Consider the following 22,107-nt stretch of genomic DNA (forward strand, 5'->3'; position numbering starts at 1 on the left):
GGGGATCAGCTCAACGAGTCGACGGCGCTCGTCTGCCTTCCGACACCACCGATGAAGGGCGGCGCCCCGGGGGAGGCGCCGCCCGGTCAGGGGCTCGCGAGGGGTCGGGCTAGTGGTCGCCGATCGTCGCGAGCACATCGGCCCGCACCTGCGCGAGACGCGCGCGCAGCAGGGTGACCGTCTCCGGGGTGACCCGCCCGCGGCTCGCCCTCGTGCGCAGGTCGGTGCGCAGCTGCTGCCGGAACTCGCTCAGCACGAGGTCGGCCTCGTGCACCGCGCGGCTCGTCTCGGCGCGGGCGTCGGCGCTCCACGCCGTCGAACCGCTCGTGCCGCTCGCCGAGTTCGCTGCCGATGCCGGCATCTTCGTCGAGGAGCGCTTGGCCTCACGGGCGGCGCTCGCGAGCTCGGCGCGGAGCGAGCGCATCGCGTCGTTGACCTCGGCCCGCACCCCGTCGGCGAGGCGGCGTACCGAGTCGGTGACCTCGTCTTCGATGCTGTCGAGCTCGTCGCGGCGGGCCTCGAGTTCGGCGCGGCCGGCATCCGTGATCTCGTAGACGGTCTTGCGACCGTCGGCGGTCTTCGAGACGAGGCCCTCCTCCTCGAGCTTCGAGAGGCGGGGGTAGATGGTGCCGGCGCTCGGGCTGTACGTGCCGCCGAAGCGATCGGACAGAGCCTGGATCAACTCGTAGCCGTGCCGCGGCTGCTCGTCGAGCAGGGCGAGCAGGTAGAGGCGCAGGCTGCCGTGGGCGAAGACCGGCGGGGTCATGCGGATGCCTCGTCGGCGGCCGGCCCCGAACCGCCCGTCGTGTCGCCGTGGCTTGCGCCGGCGGCATCCGCAGCGCTCGTGCGCTCGCGGCGGATGACGGAGATGGAGCCCGAGACGCTGTTGGCGCCGAGGTCGAGCCAGGTGCCCGAGAGTTCGCCGGTGACGCGCTCGAAGCCCTTGCCGAGCATGCCCTTGATGGTCGTGTCGTCGATGAGCACCGTGCCGCCGACGGTGTTGATGCGGTAGCGGGCGCCCGACCCGGCGTCGAAACGCACCGTGAGGTCGCCCGCGACGGTGTTGGTGTCGACCCGGTCGGGCGTGCCGAACGCGTCGAGGATCATGTTGCCGGAGACCGTGTCGGCGTTGAACGAGCGCACGTCGCCCGTGGCGACGACATCGCCGGACACCGAGTGCGCGGTGATGCGGCCGGTGTGGTTGCCGGCCGAGACCTCGCCCGAGACGGTCGAGAGTTCGACGTCGCCCTCGTGATTGTCGAGCACGAGGTCGCCCGAGACGGTCGAGAGCTTCGCATCGGTCGCGAACCCCGAGACGAGGGTGTCGCCGGAGACCATGCCGAGCTTCATGACCACGTGGCGCGGCGCGAGGATGGAGACCTCGGCCTTCGCGTTGCCGGCCCAGCCCTTGAAGACGTCGATGAAGTTGTCCCACCGCAGTTGCGGGTGGTCGATGTCGAGCGAGTCGCCGTCGATCTCGATCTTCAGGTCTTTGCCGGTGACGTTCGAGACCTCGATGCGCGCGCCGGGCTCGTCGTGGGCGATCACGTCGACCTTGCCGCCGATGAGGCCGACCTTGAGCTTGCGGACCAGTTCGAGGTCGATGATCCGAGTCTCTCCGGGGTTGACGACCCATTTCTCGATGGACATGCGATCCTCCTTCTGTCGCGATATATCGCGAGTGCGTGGAAGACACGATATATCGCGTTCTCTCGGAGCGCAAGTTCGGCCTTGACATTGACGCCGCGTCAACCTTTACCGTGGCATGAGTGGGGCAGAACGCTCCCGATCACGAGAGGAGTACGCCGTGGACTGGTCGATCCAGGAGATCGCGAAGCTCGCCGGCACGACGAGCCGCACCCTGCGTCACTACGACGACATCGGGCTGCTCGCGCCGACGCGCATCGGCTCGAACGGGTATCGCCACTACGACGACGACGCGCTCGTGCGGCTGCAGCGCATCCTGTTGCTGCGGGAGCTCGGCCTCGGCCTCTCCGCGATCGGCGAGGTGCTGAGCCGAGAGGCGAGCGCGCCCCATGCGCTCCGCAGCCACCTCGAGTGGCTGCGGGGCGAGCAGGAGCGACTGGCGCGACAGATCGCGTCGGTCGTCAGCACCATCGGAGCATTGGAGGGAGGTGAACAACTGATGGCAGAGAACATGTTCGACGGATTCGACCACACCCAGTACAAGGAGGAGGTCGAAGAGCGGTGGGGCGCAGACGCGTATGCGAAGAGCGACGCATGGTGGCGCTCGCTGAACTCCGACGAGAAGGCTGCGTGGCAGCAGCGCGTGACGCAGCTGAGTCGCGACTGGATCTCGGCGTCCGAGCGGGGCATCGACCCCGAGGGCGACGAGGCTCAGGCGCTCGCGCAGCGGCAGTTCGAGTGGCTCCGCGGCGTGCCCGGCACTCCGGGCGGCGGAGCCGGCGGACCGACGAAGGAGTACTTCCTCGGCCTCGCCGAGATGTACGTGGCCGATGAGCGCTTCGGCGCGAACTACGGCGGCCGGGCGGGCGCCGAGTTCGTGCGTGACGCGATGACGGCCTACGCCGAGCGCGAGCTGTAGCCGCGCGCGTCGGAGGAAGCGGGTTCGGTCGGAGGCAACGGACCCGTTGCCTCCGACGCGATGCGTTGCCTCCGACGTGGCGCCGGAGCGGCCGGGGTGCGACGGATCGCGAACATCGGGATCGTGTATCCGCACAGCGGGCCGATGAAGAGCGCGAACGCGACCGTGCCGATGCCGACATTGCCGCCGAGCATCCAGCCGACCGCGAGCACCACGAGCTCGATGCCGGTGCGCACGATCCAGATCTTCCAGCCGGTGACGCGGTGGAGGCCGGTCATGAGGCCGTCGCGCGGGCCGGGGCCGAAGTGCGCCCCGATGTAGAGGCCCGTGGCGATGGCGAGCACGATGATGCCCGCGGGCAGGAGCAGCGCACGAACCCAGAGGTCGAGGCCGGCCGGGATGAGCCAGAGCCCGACGTCGGCGGCCGGGCCGACGAGCAGCGCGTTCATGACGGTGCCGAGACCGAGGCGCTGGCGGATCGGGATCCACAGCAGCAGCACGACACCGCTCGTGATGACGGTGATGAGGCCGAATCCGAGGCCGGTCTGCTTCGCGATGCCCTGGGTCAGCACGTCCCACGGGGCGACGCCGAGTTCGCCGCGCACGATGAGCGCGATGCCGAGGCCGTAGAGGAACAGGCCGACGAAGAGCTGCACGAAGCGGCGTGCCAGCACGGGCGCCGGGTCGGCGGAGCGGAAGCGGGGCAAGCGGCGCATGATGCCATCCAATTCCATGATTGGCCTGTTCGCAAAGTACCAATTCGTCTAAAGTGGCCCGCATGGTGGACTCCACACTGCACGCCCGAGCGCTCGGGAACCTGCTCGGCGACTGGCGCGGCGGCGCCGGCAGTGCGTACCAGGCGCTCGCCGAGCGCATCCGGCTGCTCATCGTCGACGGGCGCATCGCCGTCGACACGAGAGTTCCCGCCGAACGCGACCTCGCAGAGCGCCTCGGCCTCAGCCGCACCACCGTGACGGCGGCGTATCGCCACCTGCGCGAGCAGGGACTGCTGCACAGCGTGCGCGGATCGGGCAGCGTCGCTCGCCTGCCGGGGGCGCCAGCCATGCTCCCTGCTCCCCTCGAGACCGAGTACATCGACTTCTCGAAGGCGTCGCCGCCCGCGCTCCCCTGGCTGCCCGATGTCGCCCGCCTGGCGGCCGACGACCTCGCCGGGTACCTGGCTGATCCCGGCTACGACCCCATCGGCACCCCGGTGCTGCGCGCGGCGATCGCCGACCGCTACGCGGCCCGCGGCCTGCCGACCTCGCCCGACCAGATCATGGTCACCATCGGCGCGCAGCACGCGATCGCGCTGCTCTCCCGCGCACTCGTCGGCCGCGGCGACCGCGCCCTCATCGAGGTGCCGACCTACCCGCACGCCTACGAGGCGTTCCGCGCTGCGGGCGCCAGGCTCGTTCCGGTGCCGGTCGCGCCGCACGGCCCAGGCATCGACGAACGCGAAGAGACGGCGGCGCTGGTGCAGGCGATCCGACACTCGAATCCCGTCGCTGCGTACCTCATGCCCGACTTCCAGAATCCGACCGGGCGCACGATGAGCCGCGAGTCGAGGGCGCAGGTGCTCGACGCGGCCGCTCGCCAGGGCACGGTCGTGATCGCCGACGAGACCACCGCCGAGCTCGACATCGATCGGGCGGGCCGCTTCCCGCCGATGGCGGCCGACGGCCGAGCGGTGCTCATCGGCTCGGTCGGCAAGACGGTGTGGGGCGGCATCCGGGTGGGGTGGATCCGTGCCGAGCGCCCGCTCATCAGACGGCTGCTCGCCGTGCGCGCCCCGGGCGACCTCGGCACGCCGATCCTCGAGCAGCTCATGGTCGCGCGACTCCTCGGTCGCATGGACGAAATCCTCGCGCTGCGCCGCGAGCAGCTGCGCGAGGGCCGCGGCCGGCTGGAAGCGCTCCTTGCGCGCGCCTTCCCGTCGTGGGAGGTGCCGCACATCGACGGGGGCATCGTGACGTGGGTCGGTCTCGGCTCGCCCGTCAGTTCGCAGCTTGCGCTCGGCGCACGCCGCGAGGGCCTCATCGTGGCAGCGGGCCCCCGCTTCGGCGTCGATGGCGCGTTCGAGCGGTTCCTGCGGCTTCCGATCTGCTATCCACCCGAGGTGACGGATGCCGCGGTGGCGGCGCTCGCCCGCACGTGGCGGTCGCTGGCGCACTCCCCGGTGGCCGAACCCGAGCCGGAGCTGCTCGCGTCAGTGGTGTGATTCGGGGTCTGACGGGACGTGCTCGCTCGCGTCGACTACACCGCCCGCGTCGCGGCGTCAGCGGACGCGCGACGACAACTCGTGCATGGCTTCGAGGTAGGCCTTCGGCCGCTCGAAGTGAACGAGGTGGCCCGAGCTGACGGTGACGATCCGGGGCGATCCGAGCAGCTCTGCGGCTCGGGCCGCATCCTGCCCGTCCATCGCGGCCATGAGGGTGCCGTCGTCGGAGTAGTACGTGTCGTGGTGGTCGAACCACCAGGTCGTGTGCATCAGCGTCGTCGGAGCTTCGACCGCGGCCAGCGCCGCGGCGGTATCGAAGCCGTCGTACCAGGTCCCGTCGTCCCAGGCGACGCCGAATGCCGGGTCGAAGTCCATGAGTCCTTCGAAGAAGACGTTGATGAGGGGTGGGAGGAAGACGATCCGCAGGGATTCACCAGGATGCTTGTCGATCCACCTGAGCGAGTACCGCGTGAGCCATGGGGCGAGTCGCCCGAAGAACGAGAAGTAGTCGCCGTTCGCGATGTAGTAGCGCTGGAAACCCCCGTCGGGGCGTTCGCGCAGGTACTCGGCGGCCAGTCGTGGCAGCACCCCGCCGAACGTCTTCTCGGCACGAGGCAGGATCGAGGAGACAGCGGCGGATCCTCGAGGAGCAATCCGCGAACGAGGTCGGGGCGGTTGGCGGCGATCCACACGGCGAGCACGCCGCCCGACGAATGTCCGGACACGATCGCGGGCTCGCCGACCACCGTTTCGATGAACTCCGCCAGCAGCCGGCCGATGTGCTCGTTGGTGTACAGGCCGGACGCGAGGCGGTCGGACCCGCCGTGCCCGTAGATGTCCGGTGCATAGACATGGTGGGTCCGGGCGAGCGTCGGAAGCACCTTCTCGTAGTCACGCCATTGCGAGGCCTGACCATGCAGCACGACGAGCGGCGGTCCGTTGGCCGGGCCCTCGCCGTACGACGTGACATGCCCGTCGATGCGGGTGCGGCGTTGCGCGATGCCGTGCACTTCGTTCCGTTCGGCCATTCGTCCTCCGGGGAGCGTCACTTCGGGGTGCCGCCGGTGCGGGTGCCCGGCCCGACGGTTTCAGACGCTTCGCGAATGAGCGCTCGGATCGCGTCGTCGAACTGTTCGGGATGCCGCAGGCTGTACCGGTGCATGGTCACCCGTTTCGAAGTGGCGAACGAGGTGCGAGGCTTCGGGTCGGTGACCTCGCGCAGCAGCTCGATACCGAGTTCGAGGTAGTGGCTCTTGATGTAGCCCGACGCGAACACCCGCGCTCCGGCGTACGCGACCTCGGATGTGTGGACGCGTTCCTCCACGTCGGGCAATCCGCGACAGAAGCGACGGAACGCGGTGATCATCGCGAGATCGTCGTCGTCGAGATCGCCGGTGAGTTCGTGCCAGCTCGCCTCAGCCATCACTCCACGCTACGGCACAGCCCAGCGTCTGGATTCGCACCGACGCCGCAAGATCAACTGACGTTGCCAGGACCCGGGTGCGGCGCGGAGTGGGTTCGGATGAGGGCCAGTTTCACGCTGGCGTTGCTCGCCCGATCGCGTCATCGAGGAGTCGGCACATTGCCGGTGCGTGCAGATGCTCGGCTTCGGTCCATCGCGCTCGCGCGTCGTCGGTGTCGTGCTGGATGAAGCTGGCGAAGAGCAGTGCATCCGGCCGGCATTGGATGAGTAGTTCGGCCTGCAGTCCGTTGTCGGAGGCTGTGCCGAGCAGGGCATGGTCGGGGGCGCTGCGCCTGATCGGCCAGCCGAGCACATGTCGGTCGGAGTGCGCCGGCTCGAGCTGAAGGCCGAATCGTGCAGTCCATTGTTGGGTGAGTGTGCGCCGGATCTCTGCCGGGGCGTCCTCGAGAGCGGCCCGGGCCCACTGTTCGGCGGTCCGTTGCAAGGCTGAGTCGGGCCGTGTGTCGGTGTCGACGAGAACGGCGTTCTGGTAGTCGATCCGGGAAAGCGTGCTCAGTGCACGCACCTCCGGTGGGACCTGGATCTCGTGCGCCATGTGAGGGGTTCGGGAGGTGTCTGGCATCGGTGCTCCTCATCTGCGATAGGCGAGTGGAGTCGTACGGCTTCGGGATGTGCTGCCGCCCAACTCCTATACGGCTTCGTATAAATGGACGGTACCACAACAATGTACGGTGTCGTATAGATGAGTCCGAACGGAGGCAGGTCATGGCTGTGGTACGGACGCCTCGCGCCCGCTGGATCGAGGAGGGACTGCGGGCCCTGTCCCAGGGAGGGCCGGCCGCAGTCCGGATCGAGTCGCTGGCCAAGAGGCTCGGTGTGAGCAAGGGCGGCTTCTACGGGCACTTCGATGACCGTTCAGCGTTGCTGGAGGAGATGCTCGACGTCTGGGAGCACAGAAGCACTGCCGAAGTGATCGAGGGTGTGGAGCGAAAAGGCGGCGACGCCATGACCAAGGGGCGGCGCGCGGCCGCGCTCACGTTCAGCGATGAACTGCTGACGATCGACCTCGCGGTCCGCGACTGGGCCCGCCACGAGCGGCCGGTCGCCGACCGTCTGCGCCGCGTCGACGAACGGCGGATGGATTACCTGCGCTCGCTGCTGGCCGAATCATGCACCGACGAAGGCGAGGTCGAAGCCCGCTGCCTCATCGCCTTCTCGGTCGCCATCGGCAACCGCCTCATCGACGTCGACCATGGCGCGCGCAGCCGCGCCGAAGTGCTGGACTCGATCTCTGGATGGCTCTTCACTCCCTAGCGCGGCTTCCGGGGCGTCGGGGGAATCCCACCGCCTCGAGGACCGCTTCAACATAGTCCCTCGGGTCGGTGCCGGAGGCGAGGTCGCCCCACAGCAGCAGCCGCTGGATCAGGGCACCAGCGAGCAGATCCTGCATGAGATCGGGATCACGGGTGGGTTCGATCTGGCCTCGAGCTTGGGCTTCTCGGATCTTTGCGGAGAACGCCTCGCGTCTGGGAACGATCATCTCCGCGAGGTAGGTGTGGGTGATGGCCTCGCCGTCAGGGCCGAGCGCTACCAGGTGACGGAGCAGATTCCGGGCGAACGCATCGTCCAATGCGGCGGCAGCGCGGTCGACGAAGATGTCGAGGATCGCGTCCAGCGTGCGGTCGGTCCAATCCTCCAGGCCCGACTCCGCAGCGGCACGAAAGGCGCGAAGCGAGGCGGCGACGAGCGCCTCCCGCGTGTCCCACCGGCGGTAGATCGCGGTGCGGCTGACGCCCGCTTGACGTGCGACCGCGTCGAAGCTCACGGCCGACAGGCCACCTCTGGCGAACAGCATCAGCGCGGCACTCTCCAATCGGCGATCGACGTCAGTGCTGCGCGGTCGGCCGGTCATGCAGACATCTTCGCATGCCTCCTTGCTATTACGCTACATGTGTGTAGCGTAATAGTGGATCGGGAGAAGCCGATCACCCTCGACGAAAGGAGAACACTGATGCAGACGGTCTCTGACAGCACCGCGTTCATCACCGGCGGAGCCAGTGGCATCGGCCTCGGCATGGCCCGCGCCTTTGCCGCCGAAGGAGCCAAGCTGGCCCTGGCCGACCTGAACGGTGACGACCTGCGTAAGGCGCAACACGAGCTGGGGGCAACGACCGACGTGATCACCTTCACGCTCGACGTCCGCGACCGCGACGCGATGGCGGCAGCCGCCGACCGGACCGAGCAGGAACTCGGCCCGGTCCGCGTCCTCTGCAACAACGCCGGCGTCGGCAGCGGGATGGGCGGCATGAACCTCCAGGCGATGAGCTATCAGCACTGGGACCACACGCTGGGCATCAACCTGGGCGGTGTCGTGAATGGCATGCAGACCTTCGTGCCCCGCATGATCGAGCGGGGCGGGCCGGGACATGTCGTCAACACCTCCTCGGGCTCCGGCCTCGCCGTCATCGGCGGCGCCCAGTTCATGTACTGCGCATCGAAGTTCGCCGTAACCGGTCTCTCCGAGGCGATCGCAAACCTGCTGAAGCCGCACGGGATCGGCCTCACTCTGGTGAGTCCGGGCTTCGTCAACACCCGGATCGCGGAGACGACCCGCGGGCTCGACCCCTCAGAGACCGCGACTGAATCGATGGATCCGGAGTACAGGGAGAAACTGGAGCGTTTCGAGGCACTCTTCGAACAGCTGGGTCAGGATCCCGACGTGGTCGGCGCAATGGTGCTGAATGCCATCCACGACGATCAGCTCTACTGTCAGCCCGATCGCCTGATGGCTGATCCCATTCATGCCCGCTGCAACGCCCTGCTCGAAGCCATGCCTGCAGAGACCGAGCGAGACCGCAAGATGACGGAGATGATCCAGAATGCCCGTCGGTAGCGGCATGCTCGCGAGCATTCGGCTGTTGGTCGGCATCCGTCGCGACGGTCGCCGCGAGCGGACTCCGCCGTCATGAACGTCGGTCGACGCTGGCCCGGGCTTGCCACCACGGTGTGGGCGGTTGGCTATCTCGGCTTCGGGCTGGTCTGTGTCGGTACCGACACCGCGCTGCTGTCCCAGGGCCTGCTGCCGCCCGGGGTTCTGGGATGGATCGCGGTGGTGCTCGGCACCGTGTCGGTCCCGGTCGCCGGTGCCGCGACGGTCCTCGGGCCGCGGCCGATGCTGCGGGTGCTGCTCTGGATACTTGCGGGCGCCGCGGCGATGTCGGCCTTCAGCCTGCTGATGGATGTGCTCGGCCTGTTGTTGGGACAACCCGTCGATAGCTGGCCGACCGCGCTCGGGCACGCTTTGGCCGCGGTGGGCGCCGTCTTGCTGGCGATCACCGCACAGGGGAATCGGGCCGGCACCGGAGCGGTCGAGCCGGCGACGGCCGCCGGAACCGACCTGCCTGCGGCCGCGAACGGATCGGTGCACGGCATTGCCATTGTGGGCACCCTGTCCTTTCTGCCCTACATCACGATGAAGATGATCTGGTCCGCCGGCGGTTCCTTCGCCGGCGTGACCGGCGCCGAGCTGGAAGCCATCTCAGCGCGCAACGGTGCCTCCGGCCTGTGGCTGATCCTGCAGCGTTGGGGCCTGGACCCCACCGTGCTGCTCGCCGGACTCGGCATCTTCCTCCTCTGGGGCCTTGTTCGCCCATGGGGGCTGACCTTCCCGCGCTGGACACCGGTCCTGAATGGCCGACGGGTCCCGCGATGGTTGCCACTCACGCCAGCTCTGGTCGGCGCCGCCACGCTCCTGCCCTATGGGGCGATCGGGCTCGGCTACGCAACTCTCGTCGCCACCGACGTGGTGTCGATCCGGGCTGGTGACTTCCCCACCCCCGAGGACGCATTGCTGGCAACCTGGGTCGGAATGATCGCCTTCTGCGGATACGGCCTCGCGCTCGCGGCCGCCGCCAACTCCTACCGGCGACGAACGGTGCAGGCCAGACCGCCACGGCAATCCACGCCCGTGCCATGATCCGCTGAGTCGAGGGGTTGGTTGGGAAGTGATGGACGCCGAGATCTGCTCAGTTCACCGTTCGCCACGTCGGTCGGGCCGCGCCACGGGAGAACGGGGTGGCGGACGATACCCGTCGTCCGCCACCCCGGGTGGTCGCACCGAGCTGAGGTCTGTCGGGTCGCTCACCCGATGAGCGGCCCGGCACCTGCCGCAGGCGCGACCGGCCGTGCCGCCGACCCGATACGGCGGCACGGAGCATGTGAGGCAGTGCGTCACTGCCGAGGCGGCGACCCGGCGCCGGTAGGGCGGCGCCGGGTGCTCACCTGATCAACGGCGCAGTGCGAACCGGCGGATGCCGAAGAGCAGCAGGCCTGCGAGCAGCGCGAACGCCGCGACGCCGAGGCCCGCGGTGTTCGCTCCCGTCGACGCGAGCATCGGAGACGCCGCGACGGTGGTCGCGCCGGCCGACGCCACCGTGGATCCGCTGTCACCGGGCGTGCCCGGGTTCGTCGGGTTCGTCGGGTCGGTCGGGTCGGTGGGATCCGTGGGATCCGTCGGGTCCGTGGGATCCGTGGGGTCCGTGGGATCCGTCGGGTCGGTCGGGTCGGTCGGAACGACGATGGTCGTCGATCCGTCCGTCTCGCTGTCACCGATCACCGAGATCGCGTTACCGCCGATCGTGATGGGCAGCGACAGAACCGGGATGAGCTGTGTTCCTCCGAGCAGCCCGTCCGTGCCATCCGTCGTTGCGGAACCGCCCCCGGTTCCCGTCGAGACGATCGTCGTGGCATCCGTCGACGTGCTGTCGCCGATGCCCGAGATCGCGTTGCCGGCGATCGTGACCGGCAGGCTGCCGGTGATGATGGCCTGGGTGCCGCCGAGGATCGAGTCCTCGCCCGAGGTCGACGCGTCGACGCCGTCTCCGCTGCCGGTTCCCGTCGAGACGATCGTCGTGGCATCCGTCGACGTGCTGTCGCCGATGCCCGAGATCGCGTTGCCGGCGATCGTGACCGGCAGGTCGAGATCCCCGAGCAGCTGGGTGCCGCCGAGGATCGAGTCCACGCCACTCGTCACCGCTTCGGTGCCGGTGTCGCCCGAGCCGCCGGAGGCGACCCAGGTCTGCGCACCTTCGGTCGACGAGTCGCCGATGACGGAGATCGCGTTGCCGCTGACCGTCACCGGGGCCGACACGTCGATCAGGCCCTGCGTGCCGCCGAGGATCGAGTCCTCGCCGCTCGTGGTCGCCGGAACGGGGTCGGATGCCGCGACCGGCGCGGCCGGAGGCACCACGGTCGTCGCATCCGTCGACGCGCTGTCACCGATGACGGAGACGGCGTTGCCGCCGACCGTCACCGGCAGCGACACGTCGATGAGTGCCTGCGTACCCGAACCGATGCCGTCGTCACCCGAGGTGACGGCGACCGGCTCGCCATCGCCGACCGGCTCGGTGCCGCCGGTCTCGACGACCGTCGTGGCATCCGACGACGACGAATCCCCGATGAGTGAGATCGCGTTGCCGCTGATCGTGACCGGAACGTCGATCGAGATCCCGAGTTGGGTTCCCGAGAGGATGCCGTCGTCGCCGCTCGTCTCCGAGGCGTGTGCGACACCGGCGCCGAGAAGCATGAGCCCCCCGGTGAAGAGGGTCGCGTACAGCGCCCTCGACAGTACTTTCTTCATGATGAAGTCTCCTGACTGATGGGATGTTCGCTCCCGGGCAGGGAGCGATGACCGTGTCCGCCGGGCACGCGGATGCGTGCAGCACGCGATGCGTGCAGGCGGAACGGCCCCCGTCAGTCAGGGGTGGCGTCGGTGTCGAAGACCGGCGACGACGGCAGTTCGTCGTTCACCGAGTGGAGTGCGTGCGACGCGAGCGCGTCGAGTTCGAGGGCGGCGTAGGCCGCGTCGGAGGTGCCGGATGCCGCGCCGCCGCCGCTGCCCGCGGTGCCCGAGCCGCCCGCTCCGGACGCGGCTGGGGAAGCGGGCTGAGCGTTGCCGAGCGGCGCGTCTCCGCCGGAGGGCGTGATGGTGCCCGAGAGACCTGCGGGCGCACTCGTCGCGCTGCGAGTTGCGGGCCCGGAACGGGAATCGCCGGTGCTCGCGGATGCCGCAGTGGGGCCCGCCGGCCCGTTGCTGTTGACCGCCGGAGTCGTCACGGCCGGTGGTTCGGCAGGACCTCCGGGATCTGTCGGCGTGGCTGAATCACCCGGCAGCAGCGGGATACCGGGAAGCTGAGGGACGACCCCCGTGCCGTCGGTCGGCAGCTGCTGCGCCGACCCGACCACCGTGCCGAGGGTGTCGTCGACGAGGCCCGCGACCGGGGCCACCACGCTCCCGAGAGCGTTGTCGCCGAGCACGTCGCCGACGATCGGAACCGCGCCGATCACGCCGTCGAGGAGGCCGGTGACCGGGGCGGTGACCCCGCCGACCGTGCCGCCGCCTGCCACGTCGGAGAGCGTTCCGGTGAGGTCGTTGACAACCGTGCCGACCGTGGCATTCGTGCCGGAGACGACCTCGTTCGCGGCATCGGTCGCCGTGTCGACGACCTCGGGAACTGCGTCGGCCACGGGCGCGGGAGCCACTTCGACCACGGGCTCGAGCACCTGGTTCACCGGCTCGACCACCGTGTCGACGACGCCGCCAGCGAGATCGCCGACGGCCCCCGTGACCTCGGTCACGCCGCCGAGCAGCGAACCGACGGTGCCGAGAAGCCCGCCCGAATCGCGTTCATCGGCCGAGGCGCTCGGCGCACTCGAGAAGAGCGAGACGACGAGCCAGACGGCGGTGAACGCCGCGGCGAGCAGCGCATAGCGGAGCCACGGCACCTGCCGTGCAGCATCCGCGGAAGCCATCGCCACCCCTTCGTTCCCCTGCCAGCCACCCTAGGGGGCGATTCACCCATCGGGCTACCCCTCCGCGCGATTCTCACGAGATCGAGATCGAGATCGAGATCGGGATCGAGATCGGGATCGAGATCGAGGCCGAGACTGAGGCCGTGACCGAGACCGCCGCAGCGCCTGCGAGAATCGAGCAATGCACCTGCTCGCCGCGCTCAGCATGAAGAACCGTGCACTCATCGCGCTCATCACCGTCGTCGTCGCGATCTTCGGCGGCATCTCGCTGACGAGCCTGAAGCAGGAGCTGGCGCCGTCGATCGAGTTCCCGCAACTGTCGATCGTGACGAGCTACCCGGGCGCGTCGCCCGACATCGTCAACACCGACGTCTCGACCCCGATCGAGACCGCGATCCAGGGCATCACCGGGCTCGAGTCGACGTCGACGACGAGCTCGACGGGCACGTCGCGCGTCACCGCGAGCTTCACCTACGGCACCGACCTCGCCTTCGTGGAGCAGAAGATGCTCTCGGCCGTGAACCGCATCTCGAACCAGTTGCCCGACGACGTCGATCCGCAGGTGATCGCGCTCAGCCTCGACGATTTCCCGGTGCTGCAGATCGCCGTCACCGGGGTCGACGACGTCAGCGCGCTCTCCGACGAGCTCGAGCGCACGACCCTGCCCGAGATCACCGATGTCGACGGCGTGCGCGAGGCGAGCCTCGTCGGCGAGATCGGCCAGCGCGTCACGATCACGCCCGACCCCGCGAAGCTCGCGGCGTTCGGCATCACGCAGCAGGCGATCCGCGAAGCACTGGAGCAGAACGGCCTGCTCGTGCCCGCCGGCACCATCACCGAAGGCGACTCGACGTACGCCGTGCAGACGGGAACGCGCATCGGCAGCGTCGACGAGATCGCGGCGCTTCCGGTGCTGGGGGCGACCGAACAGGTTCCGGATGCCCCGGCGCCGGCGCCGACCGACGGCACCACGCTGCCTGACGCGACCGCTCTGCCCACCACGACGAGCGTGCCCGTCGCGGCGACGATCGCCGACGTGGCATCCGTCGAACTGGCCGACAATCCCGTCTCGAGCATCTCGCGCGTGAACGGCGAGCCCGCCCTCACGATCTCGGTCACGAAGCTGCCCGCGGCGAACACCGTCGAGGTGTCGAATGCCGTGACCGCGCTGCTGCCAGACCTCGAGTCCTCGCTCGACTCGACGAACCCGGGCGCGTCGTTCACGGTCGTCTTCGACCAGGCGCCGTACATCGAGCAGTCGATCGAGGCGCTCGCGACCGAGGGCCTGCTCGGGCTCGCGTTCGCCGTCATCGTGATCCTCGTCTTCCTGCTGTCGATCAGGGCGACGCTCGTCACCGCGATCTCGATTCCGACCTCGGTGCTCATCACCTTCGTCGGGCTGCAGGCGGCCGATTACACGCTGAACATCCTCACCCTCGGTGCGCTCACGATCGCGATCGGCCGCGTCGTCGACGACTCGATCGTGATCATCGAGAACATCAAGCGGCACCTCGTCGAGGGTGTCGACAAGGCCGCCACGATCGTGCACGCGGTGCGCGAGGTCGCCGGCGCGATCACCGCATCGACCATCACGACGGTCGCGGTGTTCCTGCCGCTCGCGCTCGTCGAGGGTGTCACGGGCGAGCTGTTCCGGCCGTTCGCTCTCACCGTGACGATCGCCCTCGTCGCCTCGCTCCTCGTCTCGCTCACGATCGTGCCGGTGCTCGCATACTGGTTCCTGAAGCCCGCGAAGCTGCACAAGCACGAGGGCGAAGCGGAGGTCGCGGCGGCGGCGTTCGTCGACGAGACGACCGTGTCGGGCGGCGGCGCCGGCGCGGGCGGCACCGGCGCGGGCGGCACGCGCGGGCGGCACAGGCTCGAGCGGCACCGGCGCGGGCGGCACCGCGGCGCCCGCCGACGAGCTCGAGCACCCCTCTCGCCTGCAGCGCGGCTACCTGCCGATCATCGAGTGGACCCTGAAGCACGGCGCCGTGACGCTCGTCATCGCCGCCCTCGTGCTCGGCGGCACCGTCGCGCTCATCCCGTTCATGAAGACGAACTTCATCGGATCCTCCGGGCAGAACACCTTCCAGGTCACCCAGGAACTGCCGATCGGCACGAGCCTCGACGCCATGGACGCGGCGTCCGAGCCCGTCGAACAGGCGATCCGCGACACCGACGGCGTCGAGACCGTGCAGACCTCGATCGGCTCCGGCAGCGGTCTCACCGCGGCGTTCGGCGGCGGCGGGGCGACGATCACCTATTCGGTCACGACCGACGAGGGCGCCGACCAGGACGCATTGCAGGCGAGCGTGCGGGGCGAGCTCGAGAGCCTCGACGACGTCGGCGAGGTCACCCTCGCGGCGTCGAGCGGGTTCGGCGCCTCGAGCGACATCGAGGTCGACATCACCGCCTCGAACGCCGAAGACCTGCAGGCCGCCGCCGATGCCGTCGTCACCGAACTCGACGGCATCGACTCCATCGCCCAGGTCTCCTCGAACCTGTCGGCGTCCCAGCCGTACGTCGCCGTCGAGGTGAACCGAGCGGATGCCGCGGCAGCGGGCTACTCGGAGGTCGCCCTCGGCGGGTTCGTCTCCGCCGCGATGCAGCCGCAGCGCGCCGGATCCGTCGTGATCGACGAGAAGACCCTCACGATCTACCTCACGGCGGGCGACTCGCCGGCGACCGTCGAAGAGCTCTCGGCCCTCGAGATTCCGACGCCCGCCGGCCTCGTGCGGCTCGATTCACTCGCGACCGTCGAGAACGTCGACGGACCGGCATCCGTCACGACCGTGCAGGGGCTCCGCAGTGCGACCGTCGCGGCGACGCCGGCGGGCGACGACCTCGGCACGGCGAGCGGTGCCGTGGCCGCCTCGATCGACTCGGTCGACCTGCCGGCCGGCACGACCGCCTCGATCGGCGGCGTCAGCGCCGACCAGCAGGAGTCGTTCTCGCAGCTCGGCCTCGCCCTCCTCGCGGCGATCCTGATCGTCTACATCGTCATGGTGGCGACGTTCCGCTCGCTGCTGCAGCCGCTGCTGCTGCTCGTGTCGGTGCCGTTCGCGGCGACCGGTGCGATCGCGCTGCAGGTCATCACGGGCGTGCCGCTCGGCGTCGCCTCCCTCGTCGGCGTGCTGATGCTCGTCGGCATCGTGGTGACGAACGCGATCGTGCTCGTCGACCTCGTGAACCAGTACCGGGATCGCGGCATGAACGTGCGCGACGCCCTCGTGCACGGGTCGTCGAGGCGTCTGCGGCCGATCCTGATGACGGCGCTCGCGACGATCTTCGCGTTGCTGCCGATGGCGCTCGGCATCACGGGGCACGGCGGCTTCATCTCGCAGCCCCTCGCGCTCGTCGTGATCGGCGGTCTGGTGTCGTCGACCGCGCTCACGCTCGTCGTGCTGCCCGTGCTCTACAACCTCGTCGAGGGCGGGCGCGAGCGACGTCGCGAGCGGCGCGCCGCGAAGGGTGCGGATGCCGCGGATGCTCCGGGGTCGACGCCTGCCGTGACGGCGGAAGTCTCTCCGGGCGAGGGCATCTGAGCGCCTATCCTGCCGACGGCGCCGACGGCGGCGGAGGCGCAAGTTCTGCGATCTTCGCGAGCAGTGACGCGCGCTCCTGTTCGTTGCCGGTGAGGCGTGCGGCTGCTTCGAGCTCCCCGCGCGCCTCGCCGATGCGGCCCAGCCGGCGCAGCAGCTCTCCCCGCACGGCGGGGAGCGGGGCATAACCGGCCAGCTTGCCGCTCGCGACCAGGCCGTCGACGATCCGGAGCCCGCTGGCCGGCCCGGTCGCCATCGCGACGGCGACAGCCCGGTTCAGCTCGACCACGGGTGACGGGGCAAGCCGGCCGAGCGCCTCGTAGAGCAGCACGATGCGCGCCCAGTCGGTGTCGTCGACGGATGCCGCGACCGCATGGCACTCGGCGATCGCCGCTTGCAGCCCGTACGCGCCGCGGCCGCGGCCGATCGCGTCGGCGCGCGTGAGTGCGGCCCGGCCGCGCCCGATCTGCGCGCGATCCCAGCGAGATCGGTCCTGCTCGTCGAGCGGGATCGGCGTGCCGTCGCGAGCCGTGCGCGCCGCGAAGCGGGCGGCGGTGAACTCCATGAGGGCGACGAGCGACAGCGCCTCGGGCTCCTTCGGCATGAGCCCCGCCACGACGCGTGCGAGCCGCAGGGCTTCGGCCGAGACATCCGGCCGCACCCATTCGTCGCCCGACGCCGGCAGATAACCCTCGTTGAAGATCAGGTAGAGCACCGAGAGCACCGAGCCGAGCCGTTCGGCGTACTCGTTCGGTTCGGGCACCTCGAAGGGCACCTTCGCCGCCGCGAGCGTCTTCTTCGCGCGCACGATGCGCTGTTGCACGGTCGCGGTCGGCACGAGGAAGGCCCGCGCGATCTCCTCGGAACCGAGGCCCCCGACGATGCGCAGCGTGAGCGCGATCTGCGCCTCGCGCGAGAGCACGGGGTGGCACGAGACGAAGATCAGCCGCAGCACGTCGTCGTCGATGGTGTCGGGGTCCCAGAAGGTCTCGGATGCCTCGCCGCCCCGCTGCTGGAGGTCGCGCGCCATCGCGGCGTACCGCTCGTCGAGCCGCTCGCGCCGGCGCCATCCGTCGATCGCCCGGCGTTTCGCGACCGCCGTGAGCCACGCGCCGGGGTTGTTCGGAACGCCCTCGGCGGGCCACTGGCGGAGCGCTTCGACGAGTGCCTCCTGCGCGAGGTCCTCCGCCTGCCCGATGTCGCCGACGAACCGCGTGAGCGTCGCGACGATGCGTGCCGACTCGATGCGCCAGACCGCGGCGACGGCACGCCGGGCACGGTCGGCGGCGGCATCCGCTCGCCCGGCCGTGCCCGCGGAATCCGCTCGCCCGGCCGTGCCCGCGGCATCCGTCGTCATGGAATCAGCCGTTCGCGGCCTTGTTCTCGAGCTCCTCGCGCCAGCCGGCTTCCTTCTGGATCCACTCGTTGTCCTGCGGGAAGTCGTCGAGCTCGGTGACGCGGCGCACCTCGAGCTTCGAGCCCGGCCCCAGCGGGCAGCGCTTGGCCCACTCGGCGGCTTCTTCGGGGCTCGAGGCCTGGATGATCCAGAAGCCGTTGAAGAGCTCCTTCGTCTCGCCGTAGGGGCCGTCGGTGACGACCGGCGGAGTCGAGTCGAAGTCGACGACGAACCCCTCCTTCGCCTCGCTGAGACCCTCGCCGGCGAGCAGCACGCCCGCCTTCATGAGCGACTCGTTGTAGGCGCCCATCGCGGCGATGACCTCGGTGAAGTCGAGGTTCTCGTAGTCTTCGACGGCTGCGTCGCTGGAGCGCATGATCAGCATGTACTTCATGGTCGTTCTCTCCTTCGTGGGAGGGGGCCGAAGTGCCCGCCTCACTCTGGCGTCGAACAGGTGAGGGCCCGATCGACACCGTTCCGAGATTTCTTCGGCCCATGTTTCCACGGAGGGGGTCTCGTGTCTCGTGTACCCTAGGGGGGTATAGTGGCTCGGACTGACGAAAGGACCTCCCATGACGCTCGCACCCGAAGGCCGAACCGAGATCGACCTCGCAGGCGGAGGGTGCGCGTGCTGCGCGACCGATGCGACGGATGCCGCTGCTCCTCGCGCCGGCGCCGCGCCGGTCGAGGTGAGCTTCGGCGTCGTCGGCATGACGTGCGGAAACTGCGTGGCCCACGTGACCGAAGAGCTCACGGCGATCGGCGGCGTCGAGGCCGTGGAGGTCGAGCTCGTGGGCGGCGGTGTCTCCGCCGTGACGGTGCGGAGCAGCACACCCGTCTCCGACGCCGCGATCGCCGCAGCCGTCGAAGAGGCCGGATACGCCGTCGCGGAACGGTGATCCCGCGCGTCGGCCATCGGCGACGCGCCCGGCTCGCATGCACGCTGCAGGCGATTCCGACGTTCAGGCCCTGCTCAGGGCCCAAGACATGAAATCGCCTGCAACGTGAGCGAGCGGATGCCTCAGCTCGCCCGATCGAGCACGGCCCGGGTCGAGGCCTCGGGCCGAAGGTCGAGGCGGCGCAGCAGTTGCGCGTTCGCGGCGACGACGATCGTCGAGAGGCTCATCAGGATCGCACCGACCGACATCGGCAGCACGAACCCGATCGGCGCGAGCACTCCCGCCGCAAGCGGCACCGAGATGAGGTTGTACCCGGCCGCCCACCACAGGTTCTGTTGCATCTTTCGGTAGCTCGCCCGCGACAGTTCGATGACGGAGATCACCGAACGCGGGTCGGATGACGCGAGGATCACGCCGGCCGAGGCGATCGCGACATCCGTGCCCGCGCCGATCGCGATGCCGACATCGGCCTGCGCGAGCGCCGGAGCGTCGTTGACGCCGTCGCCGACCATCGCGACCGAGAGCCCCTCGCGCTGCAACTCCTGCACTTTGGCGGACTTGTCCTCGGGGTGCACGCCCGCGTACACCCGGTCGATGCCGAGCTGCGCGGCGACCGTGCGGGCCACCGGCTCGGCATCGCCCGTGATCATCACGACCTGCACGCCGAGCGCATGCAGCGCGTCGACGGCCTCGTTCGATTCGGGGCGAATCTCGTCGGCCAGCGCGATGGCTCCCGCCAGCACGTGCCCGACGAAGACGTGCAGCACGGTCGCGCCCGCATTCGCCCACGGCACCGAGGCGGGCAGGGGGTCGGCGTCTCGGCCGGCGAGCAGCGAGGGCCCGCCGACATGCACCGGAACGCCGGCGACGACGGCCGTCACGCCGAGGCCGGGCACGGACTGGAACGACTCGGCGGCCGGGATGTCGAGCCCCTTCGCCGTCGCGTGCGCGACGATGGCGCGGGCGAGCGGATGCTCCGAATCGCGTTCGACCGCGGCGGCGATCGCGATGACGCCGTCGAGGTCGAAGTCCCCCGTGGCCGCGGCATCCGTCACGGCGGGCTCGCCCTTCGTGAGCGTGCCGGTCTTGTCGAAGAGCACCGCATCGACCGTGCGCATCGTCTCGAGGGCGAGGCGGTCGGTGACGAGCACGCCGCCCTTCGCCGCGCGCTCGGTCGCGATCGAGACGACGAGCGGGATGGCGAGACCGAGCGCGTGGGGGCACGCGATCACGAGCACGGTGATCGTGCGGATCACGGCGTCGTCGGGGTCGCCGAGGAGGGTCCAGGCGATCGCGGTGAGCACGGCGGCGCCGAGCGCGAACCAGAACAGCCAGCCGGCTGCGCGGTCGGCGAGGCGCTGCGCGCGCGACGTCGAGGCCTGCGCCTGCGCGACGAGCCGCTGGATGCCGGCGAGCGCGGTGTCGTCGCCGACGGCACCGACCCGCACGCGGATCGCCGTGTCGGTCGCGACGGTGCCGGCCACGACATGTGCGCCCGGGCCGCGGGCGACCGTGGTCGATTCGCCGGTGATCATCGACTCATCCATCGCGGCCGTGCCGTCGACCACTTCGCCGTCGGCGGGCACGCGGCCGCCGGGCCGCACGATCACGACGTCGCCGATCGCGAGCTCTGCCGGGGAGACGGTCTCGGTCGAGGAGGTGCCGCCGGCGGCATCCGTGACCCGCTCGGCCTCGTCGGGCAGCAGAGCTGCGAGCGCATCGAGCGCGCTCGAGGCCTGCATGATCGAGCGCATCTCGATCCAGTGGCCGAGCAGCATGATCACGATGAGGAGTGCGAGCTCCCACCAGAAGTCGAGGTGGTGGCTGAGCAGGCCGAGGCTCGCGCCGAGCGACGCGAAGTACGCGACCGTGATCGCGAGGCCGATCAGCAGCATCATGCCGGGCGTGCGCGCCTTCAGCTCCGACCAGGCGCCGGTGAGGAAGGGCCTGCCGCCCCAGAAGTACATGACCGTGCCGAGCACCGGCGGGATCCACGCGACCACGACGTTGTCTGGCAGCGGGTAGCCGAGGATCGACGCGAACATCGGGCTGAACGCGATCGTCGGCACGGCGATCACGAGCATGATCCAGAACAGGCGGCGGAACTGACCGACGTGGTCGCCGTGCCCGGCGTGCTCGCTCATGTCGTGGCCGGCGTGCGCGCTCGTGTCGTGCCCGGCGTGGTCGCTCGTGTCGTGTCCGGTGTGGTCGTGCCGTTCACCGTGGGTCGTGCTCATCGGTCTTCCTCCGTCGTGCCGCTCGTGTCGAGCAAATACCCCTAGGGGGTACCTCTCACGAGAATGGAACGCGTGCCGGTCCGAACTATTCCCGAGCCAGTCGAGCCTGTTCCGACGGTAGCAGCGGCCCCACTGCGTTTCGCGGAACGAGAACACGGGCGCCCGCGGCGGCCTTCGTCGCGATCGGCTGCTCGTGATCCGCCCCGGGCTCATCACCGGCCCCGGCGATCCATCGGGGCGGGGCGGCTACTGGGTCGCGCGCGCGGCCCGGAGTGACGAGCCCATGCTCGTTCCCGACATTATCGACGACGCGGTGCAGGCGATCCACGTCGACGACCTCGTGACCTTCGCCATCGACGGCATCGAGCAGCAACGCACCGGAGCGTTCAACGCGGTCGGTGAGCACACCACGTTCGGCGCCTGGCTCGAACGATCGCGTGCGATCGCCGGGCACGCGGGCGAGGTCGTGGCAGCTTCGCCGGAGTGGCTCGCCGAGCAGGGGGTCGCCGAGTGGTCGGGCCCCGATTCGCTGCCCCTCTGGATCATGGACCCCGAGTGGCACGCGTTTCTCGACCGCTCGAACGAGGCGGCGCTCGCCGCGGGCCTACGGCTGCGACCGCTCGACCAGTTGCTCAGCGAACTCCTCGACTGGGAGCGCGAGCAGGGCCTCGATCGCGAGCGCCGTGCCGGCCTCGACGCCGCGCGCGAGCGCGAGCTGGTCGCGGCGCTTCGCGGCTGACTCCGCGTGGCGGCGCCGCGTTGCGAACCTCTGGCCCCGGCTCATCCGGCGTGTATGAGGCAGCCATCTCCCGAGTTCCGGTGATCGCGCGGCAAGTTCGCTCAGCGGGTATGCCAGTTCCCCCTCAGTCGGGACGGGGTCGTGCTCAGTCGGCGCCGGTCGCGCTTCGGTTCTGGTGGAATGCGGCTTCGAGCGGGCGGGTCTCGGGCGATGCAGGCTCTCCGTCCGCTGAGGCGGAACTGGCAGAGCGCGTGCGGGACAGCGCGCGGGGCGA

General features: G+C 69.8%; 20 protein-coding genes and 3 pseudogenes. 10 read left to right on the forward strand and 13 right to left on the reverse strand.

Going from position 1 to position 22,107, the window contains the following annotated elements:
• Window positions 1–109: 109 nt before the first annotated feature.
• Both FHG54_RS03515 and FHG54_RS03520 read right to left on the reverse strand, forming a co-directional pair.
• Window positions 110–766: a PadR family transcriptional regulator gene (locus tag FHG54_RS03515; RefSeq protein WP_139416036.1), complete on the reverse strand. Its 657-nt coding sequence runs from the start codon at window positions 764–766 to the stop codon at window positions 110–112.
• Window positions 763–1,650, reverse strand: coding sequence for a DUF4097 family beta strand repeat-containing protein (locus FHG54_RS03520; RefSeq protein WP_139416037.1), 888 nt, complete (start codon window positions 1,648–1,650; stop codon window positions 763–765). Before FHG54_RS03520 ends, FHG54_RS03515 begins: the two co-directional genes overlap by 4 nt.
• A gap of 157 nt (window positions 1,651–1,807) precedes the next feature.
• Between FHG54_RS03520 and FHG54_RS03525 the strand changes: the two genes are divergently transcribed.
• Entirely contained in the window at window positions 1,808–2,566 is a 759-nt protein-coding gene (locus FHG54_RS03525; RefSeq protein ID WP_139416038.1) for a MerR family transcriptional regulator, read from the forward strand.
• On the opposite strand, the gene yczE is transcribed toward FHG54_RS03525, so the two are convergent.
• Window positions 2,545–3,282, reverse strand: a complete 738-nt coding sequence (yczE, locus tag FHG54_RS03530) for a membrane protein YczE (RefSeq protein ID WP_233437861.1) — start codon at window positions 3,280–3,282, stop codon at window positions 2,545–2,547. The two genes, FHG54_RS03525 and yczE, sit on opposite strands and share 22 nt — an antisense overlap.
• Window positions 3,283–3,344: 62 nt before the next feature.
• Between yczE and yczR the strand changes: the two genes are divergently transcribed.
• Complete coding sequence (yczR, locus tag FHG54_RS03535; protein ID WP_139416039.1) at window positions 3,345–4,787, forward strand: MocR-like transcription factor YczR; 1,443 nt, start codon at window positions 3,345–3,347, stop codon at window positions 4,785–4,787.
• Between the two features lie 57 nt (window positions 4,788–4,844).
• Here yczR and FHG54_RS16660 read toward each other — a convergent pair whose 3' ends face one another.
• The 4 genes and pseudogenes from FHG54_RS16660 to FHG54_RS03555 form a co-directional block, all read right to left on the reverse strand.
• Window positions 4,845–5,375, reverse strand: coding sequence for a hypothetical protein (locus FHG54_RS16660; protein WP_233437862.1), 531 nt, complete (start codon window positions 5,373–5,375; stop codon window positions 4,845–4,847).
• 74 nt (window positions 5,376–5,449) lie between these two features.
• Window positions 5,450–5,815: pseudogene (locus FHG54_RS17080) on the reverse strand (alpha/beta fold hydrolase); the annotation flags it as partial.
• A gap of 17 nt (window positions 5,816–5,832) precedes the next feature.
• The gene (locus FHG54_RS03550) at window positions 5,833–6,210 is read right to left on the reverse strand and encodes a DUF5655 domain-containing protein (RefSeq protein WP_139416042.1); all 378 of its coding nucleotides are present in this window, start codon (window positions 6,208–6,210) and stop codon (window positions 5,833–5,835) included.
• Window positions 6,211–6,322: 112 nt separating this feature from the next.
• Window positions 6,323–6,832: a hypothetical protein gene (locus tag FHG54_RS03555; RefSeq protein ID WP_139416043.1), complete on the reverse strand. Its 510-nt coding sequence runs from the start codon at window positions 6,830–6,832 to the stop codon at window positions 6,323–6,325.
• Window positions 6,833–6,975: 143 nt separating this feature from the next.
• On the opposite strand from FHG54_RS03555, the pseudogene FHG54_RS17085 reads away from it, so the two are divergent.
• Window positions 6,976–7,086, forward strand: a pseudogene (locus tag FHG54_RS17085) (TetR/AcrR family transcriptional regulator); the annotation flags it as partial.
• Window positions 7,087–7,524 (forward strand): TetR/AcrR family transcriptional regulator, encoded by a 438-nt coding sequence (locus FHG54_RS03560; RefSeq protein WP_233437863.1) that lies wholly within the window; start codon window positions 7,087–7,089, stop codon window positions 7,522–7,524.
• Here the strand turns inward: FHG54_RS03560 and FHG54_RS03565 are convergent.
• A complete protein-coding gene (locus FHG54_RS03565) occupies window positions 7,514–8,122 on the reverse strand; it encodes a TetR/AcrR family transcriptional regulator (protein ID WP_139416045.1) in 609 nt (202 codons plus the stop codon). The two genes, FHG54_RS03560 and FHG54_RS03565, sit on opposite strands and share 11 nt — an antisense overlap.
• A gap of 99 nt (window positions 8,123–8,221) precedes the next feature.
• Between FHG54_RS03565 and FHG54_RS03570 the strand changes: the two genes are divergently transcribed.
• Together FHG54_RS03570 and FHG54_RS16480 are read left to right on the forward strand one after the other, a co-directional pair.
• Entirely contained in the window at window positions 8,222–9,103 is an 882-nt protein-coding gene (locus tag FHG54_RS03570) for an SDR family oxidoreductase (protein ID WP_139416046.1), read from the forward strand.
• A 72-nt stretch (window positions 9,104–9,175) separates the two neighbouring features.
• A complete protein-coding gene (locus FHG54_RS16480; RefSeq protein WP_198169622.1) occupies window positions 9,176–10,186 on the forward strand; it encodes a hypothetical protein in 1,011 nt (336 codons plus the stop codon).
• Window positions 10,187–10,495: 309 nt separating this feature from the next.
• Here FHG54_RS16480 and FHG54_RS03580 read toward each other — a convergent pair whose 3' ends face one another.
• Window positions 10,496–11,848: a chaplin family protein gene (locus tag FHG54_RS03580; protein ID WP_139416047.1), complete on the reverse strand. Its 1,353-nt coding sequence runs from the start codon at window positions 11,846–11,848 to the stop codon at window positions 10,496–10,498.
• 113 nt (window positions 11,849–11,961) lie between these two features.
• Complete coding sequence (locus FHG54_RS03585) at window positions 11,962–13,020, reverse strand: hypothetical protein (protein ID WP_139416048.1); 1,059 nt, start codon at window positions 13,018–13,020, stop codon at window positions 11,962–11,964.
• A 205-nt stretch (window positions 13,021–13,225) separates the two neighbouring features.
• On the opposite strand from FHG54_RS03585, the pseudogene FHG54_RS17090 reads away from it, so the two are divergent.
• A pseudogene (locus FHG54_RS17090) lies at window positions 13,226–14,728 on the forward strand (efflux RND transporter permease subunit); the annotation flags it as partial.
• Window positions 14,729–15,011: 283 nt separating this feature from the next.
• Window positions 15,012–16,565, forward strand: coding sequence for an efflux RND transporter permease subunit (locus FHG54_RS17095; RefSeq protein ID WP_420837421.1), 1,554 nt, complete (start codon window positions 15,012–15,014; stop codon window positions 16,563–16,565).
• Window positions 16,566–16,569: 4 nt separating this feature from the next.
• Here FHG54_RS17095 and FHG54_RS03605 read toward each other — a convergent pair whose 3' ends face one another.
• Together FHG54_RS03605 and FHG54_RS03610 are read right to left on the reverse strand one after the other, a co-directional pair.
• Complete coding sequence (locus FHG54_RS03605; protein ID WP_139416050.1) at window positions 16,570–17,919, reverse strand: RNA polymerase sigma factor; 1,350 nt, start codon at window positions 17,917–17,919, stop codon at window positions 16,570–16,572.
• A 4-nt stretch (window positions 17,920–17,923) separates the two neighbouring features.
• Complete coding sequence (locus FHG54_RS03610) at window positions 17,924–18,352, reverse strand: YciI family protein (RefSeq protein ID WP_139416051.1); 429 nt, start codon at window positions 18,350–18,352, stop codon at window positions 17,924–17,926.
• Window positions 18,353–18,530: 178 nt separating this feature from the next.
• Here FHG54_RS03610 and FHG54_RS03615 point away from each other — a divergent pair, with 178 nt between their 5' ends.
• Entirely contained in the window at window positions 18,531–18,857 is a 327-nt protein-coding gene (locus FHG54_RS03615) for a heavy-metal-associated domain-containing protein (protein ID WP_139416052.1), read from the forward strand.
• A gap of 122 nt (window positions 18,858–18,979) precedes the next feature.
• Here FHG54_RS03615 and FHG54_RS03620 read toward each other — a convergent pair whose 3' ends face one another.
• Complete coding sequence (locus FHG54_RS03620) at window positions 18,980–21,094, reverse strand: heavy metal translocating P-type ATPase (protein WP_139416053.1); 2,115 nt, start codon at window positions 21,092–21,094, stop codon at window positions 18,980–18,982.
• 193 nt (window positions 21,095–21,287) lie between these two features.
• On the opposite strand from FHG54_RS03620, the gene FHG54_RS03625 reads away from it, so the two are divergent.
• A complete protein-coding gene (locus tag FHG54_RS03625) occupies window positions 21,288–21,833 on the forward strand; it encodes a Rossmann-fold NAD(P)-binding domain-containing protein (RefSeq protein WP_139416054.1) in 546 nt (181 codons plus the stop codon).
• Window positions 21,834–22,107 lie beyond the last annotated feature (274 nt).

The sequence above is a fragment of the Agromyces laixinhei genome (assembly GCF_006337065.1).
In the GTDB taxonomy this organism is placed as follows: domain Bacteria; phylum Actinomycetota; class Actinomycetes; order Actinomycetales; family Microbacteriaceae; genus Agromyces; species Agromyces laixinhei.

Bases quoted from the DNA above. Each gene is read 5' to 3' on its own strand.
- FHG54_RS03580 (WP_139416047.1), bottom strand. From the start codon at position 11,848: ATGAAGAAAGTACTGTCGAGGGCGCTGTACGCGACCCTCTTCACCGGG.
- FHG54_RS03520 (WP_139416037.1), bottom strand. From the start codon at position 1,650: ATGTCCATCGAGAAATGGGTCGTCAACCCCGGAGAGACTCGGATCATC.
- FHG54_RS03550 (WP_139416042.1), bottom strand. From the start codon at position 6,210: ATGGCTGAGGCGAGCTGGCACGAACTCACCGGCGATCTCGACGACGAC.
- FHG54_RS03555 (WP_139416043.1), bottom strand. From the start codon at position 6,832: ATGCCAGACACCTCCCGAACCCCTCACATGGCGCACGAGATCCAGGTC.
- FHG54_RS03585 (WP_139416048.1), bottom strand. From the start codon at position 13,020: ATGGCTTCCGCGGATGCTGCACGGCAGGTGCCGTGGCTCCGCTATGCG.
- FHG54_RS03570 (WP_139416046.1), top strand. From the start codon at position 8,222: ATGCAGACGGTCTCTGACAGCACCGCGTTCATCACCGGCGGAGCCAGT.
- FHG54_RS03620 (WP_139416053.1), bottom strand. From the start codon at position 21,094: ATGAGCACGACCCACGGTGAACGGCACGACCACACCGGACACGACACG.
- FHG54_RS03615 (WP_139416052.1), top strand. From the start codon at position 18,531: ATGACGCTCGCACCCGAAGGCCGAACCGAGATCGACCTCGCAGGCGGA.
- yczR (WP_139416039.1), top strand. From the start codon at position 3,345: ATGGTGGACTCCACACTGCACGCCCGAGCGCTCGGGAACCTGCTCGGC.
- FHG54_RS03610 (WP_139416051.1), bottom strand. From the start codon at position 18,352: ATGAAGTACATGCTGATCATGCGCTCCAGCGACGCAGCCGTCGAAGAC.
- FHG54_RS03605 (WP_139416050.1), bottom strand. From the start codon at position 17,919: ATGACGACGGATGCCGCGGGCACGGCCGGGCGAGCGGATTCCGCGGGC.
- yczE (WP_233437861.1), bottom strand. From the start codon at position 3,282: ATGCGCCGCTTGCCCCGCTTCCGCTCCGCCGACCCGGCGCCCGTGCTG.
- FHG54_RS16480 (WP_198169622.1), top strand. From the start codon at position 9,176: ATGAACGTCGGTCGACGCTGGCCCGGGCTTGCCACCACGGTGTGGGCG.
- FHG54_RS03565 (WP_139416045.1), bottom strand. From the start codon at position 8,122: ATGACCGGCCGACCGCGCAGCACTGACGTCGATCGCCGATTGGAGAGT.
- FHG54_RS03515 (WP_139416036.1), bottom strand. From the start codon at position 766: ATGACCCCGCCGGTCTTCGCCCACGGCAGCCTGCGCCTCTACCTGCTC.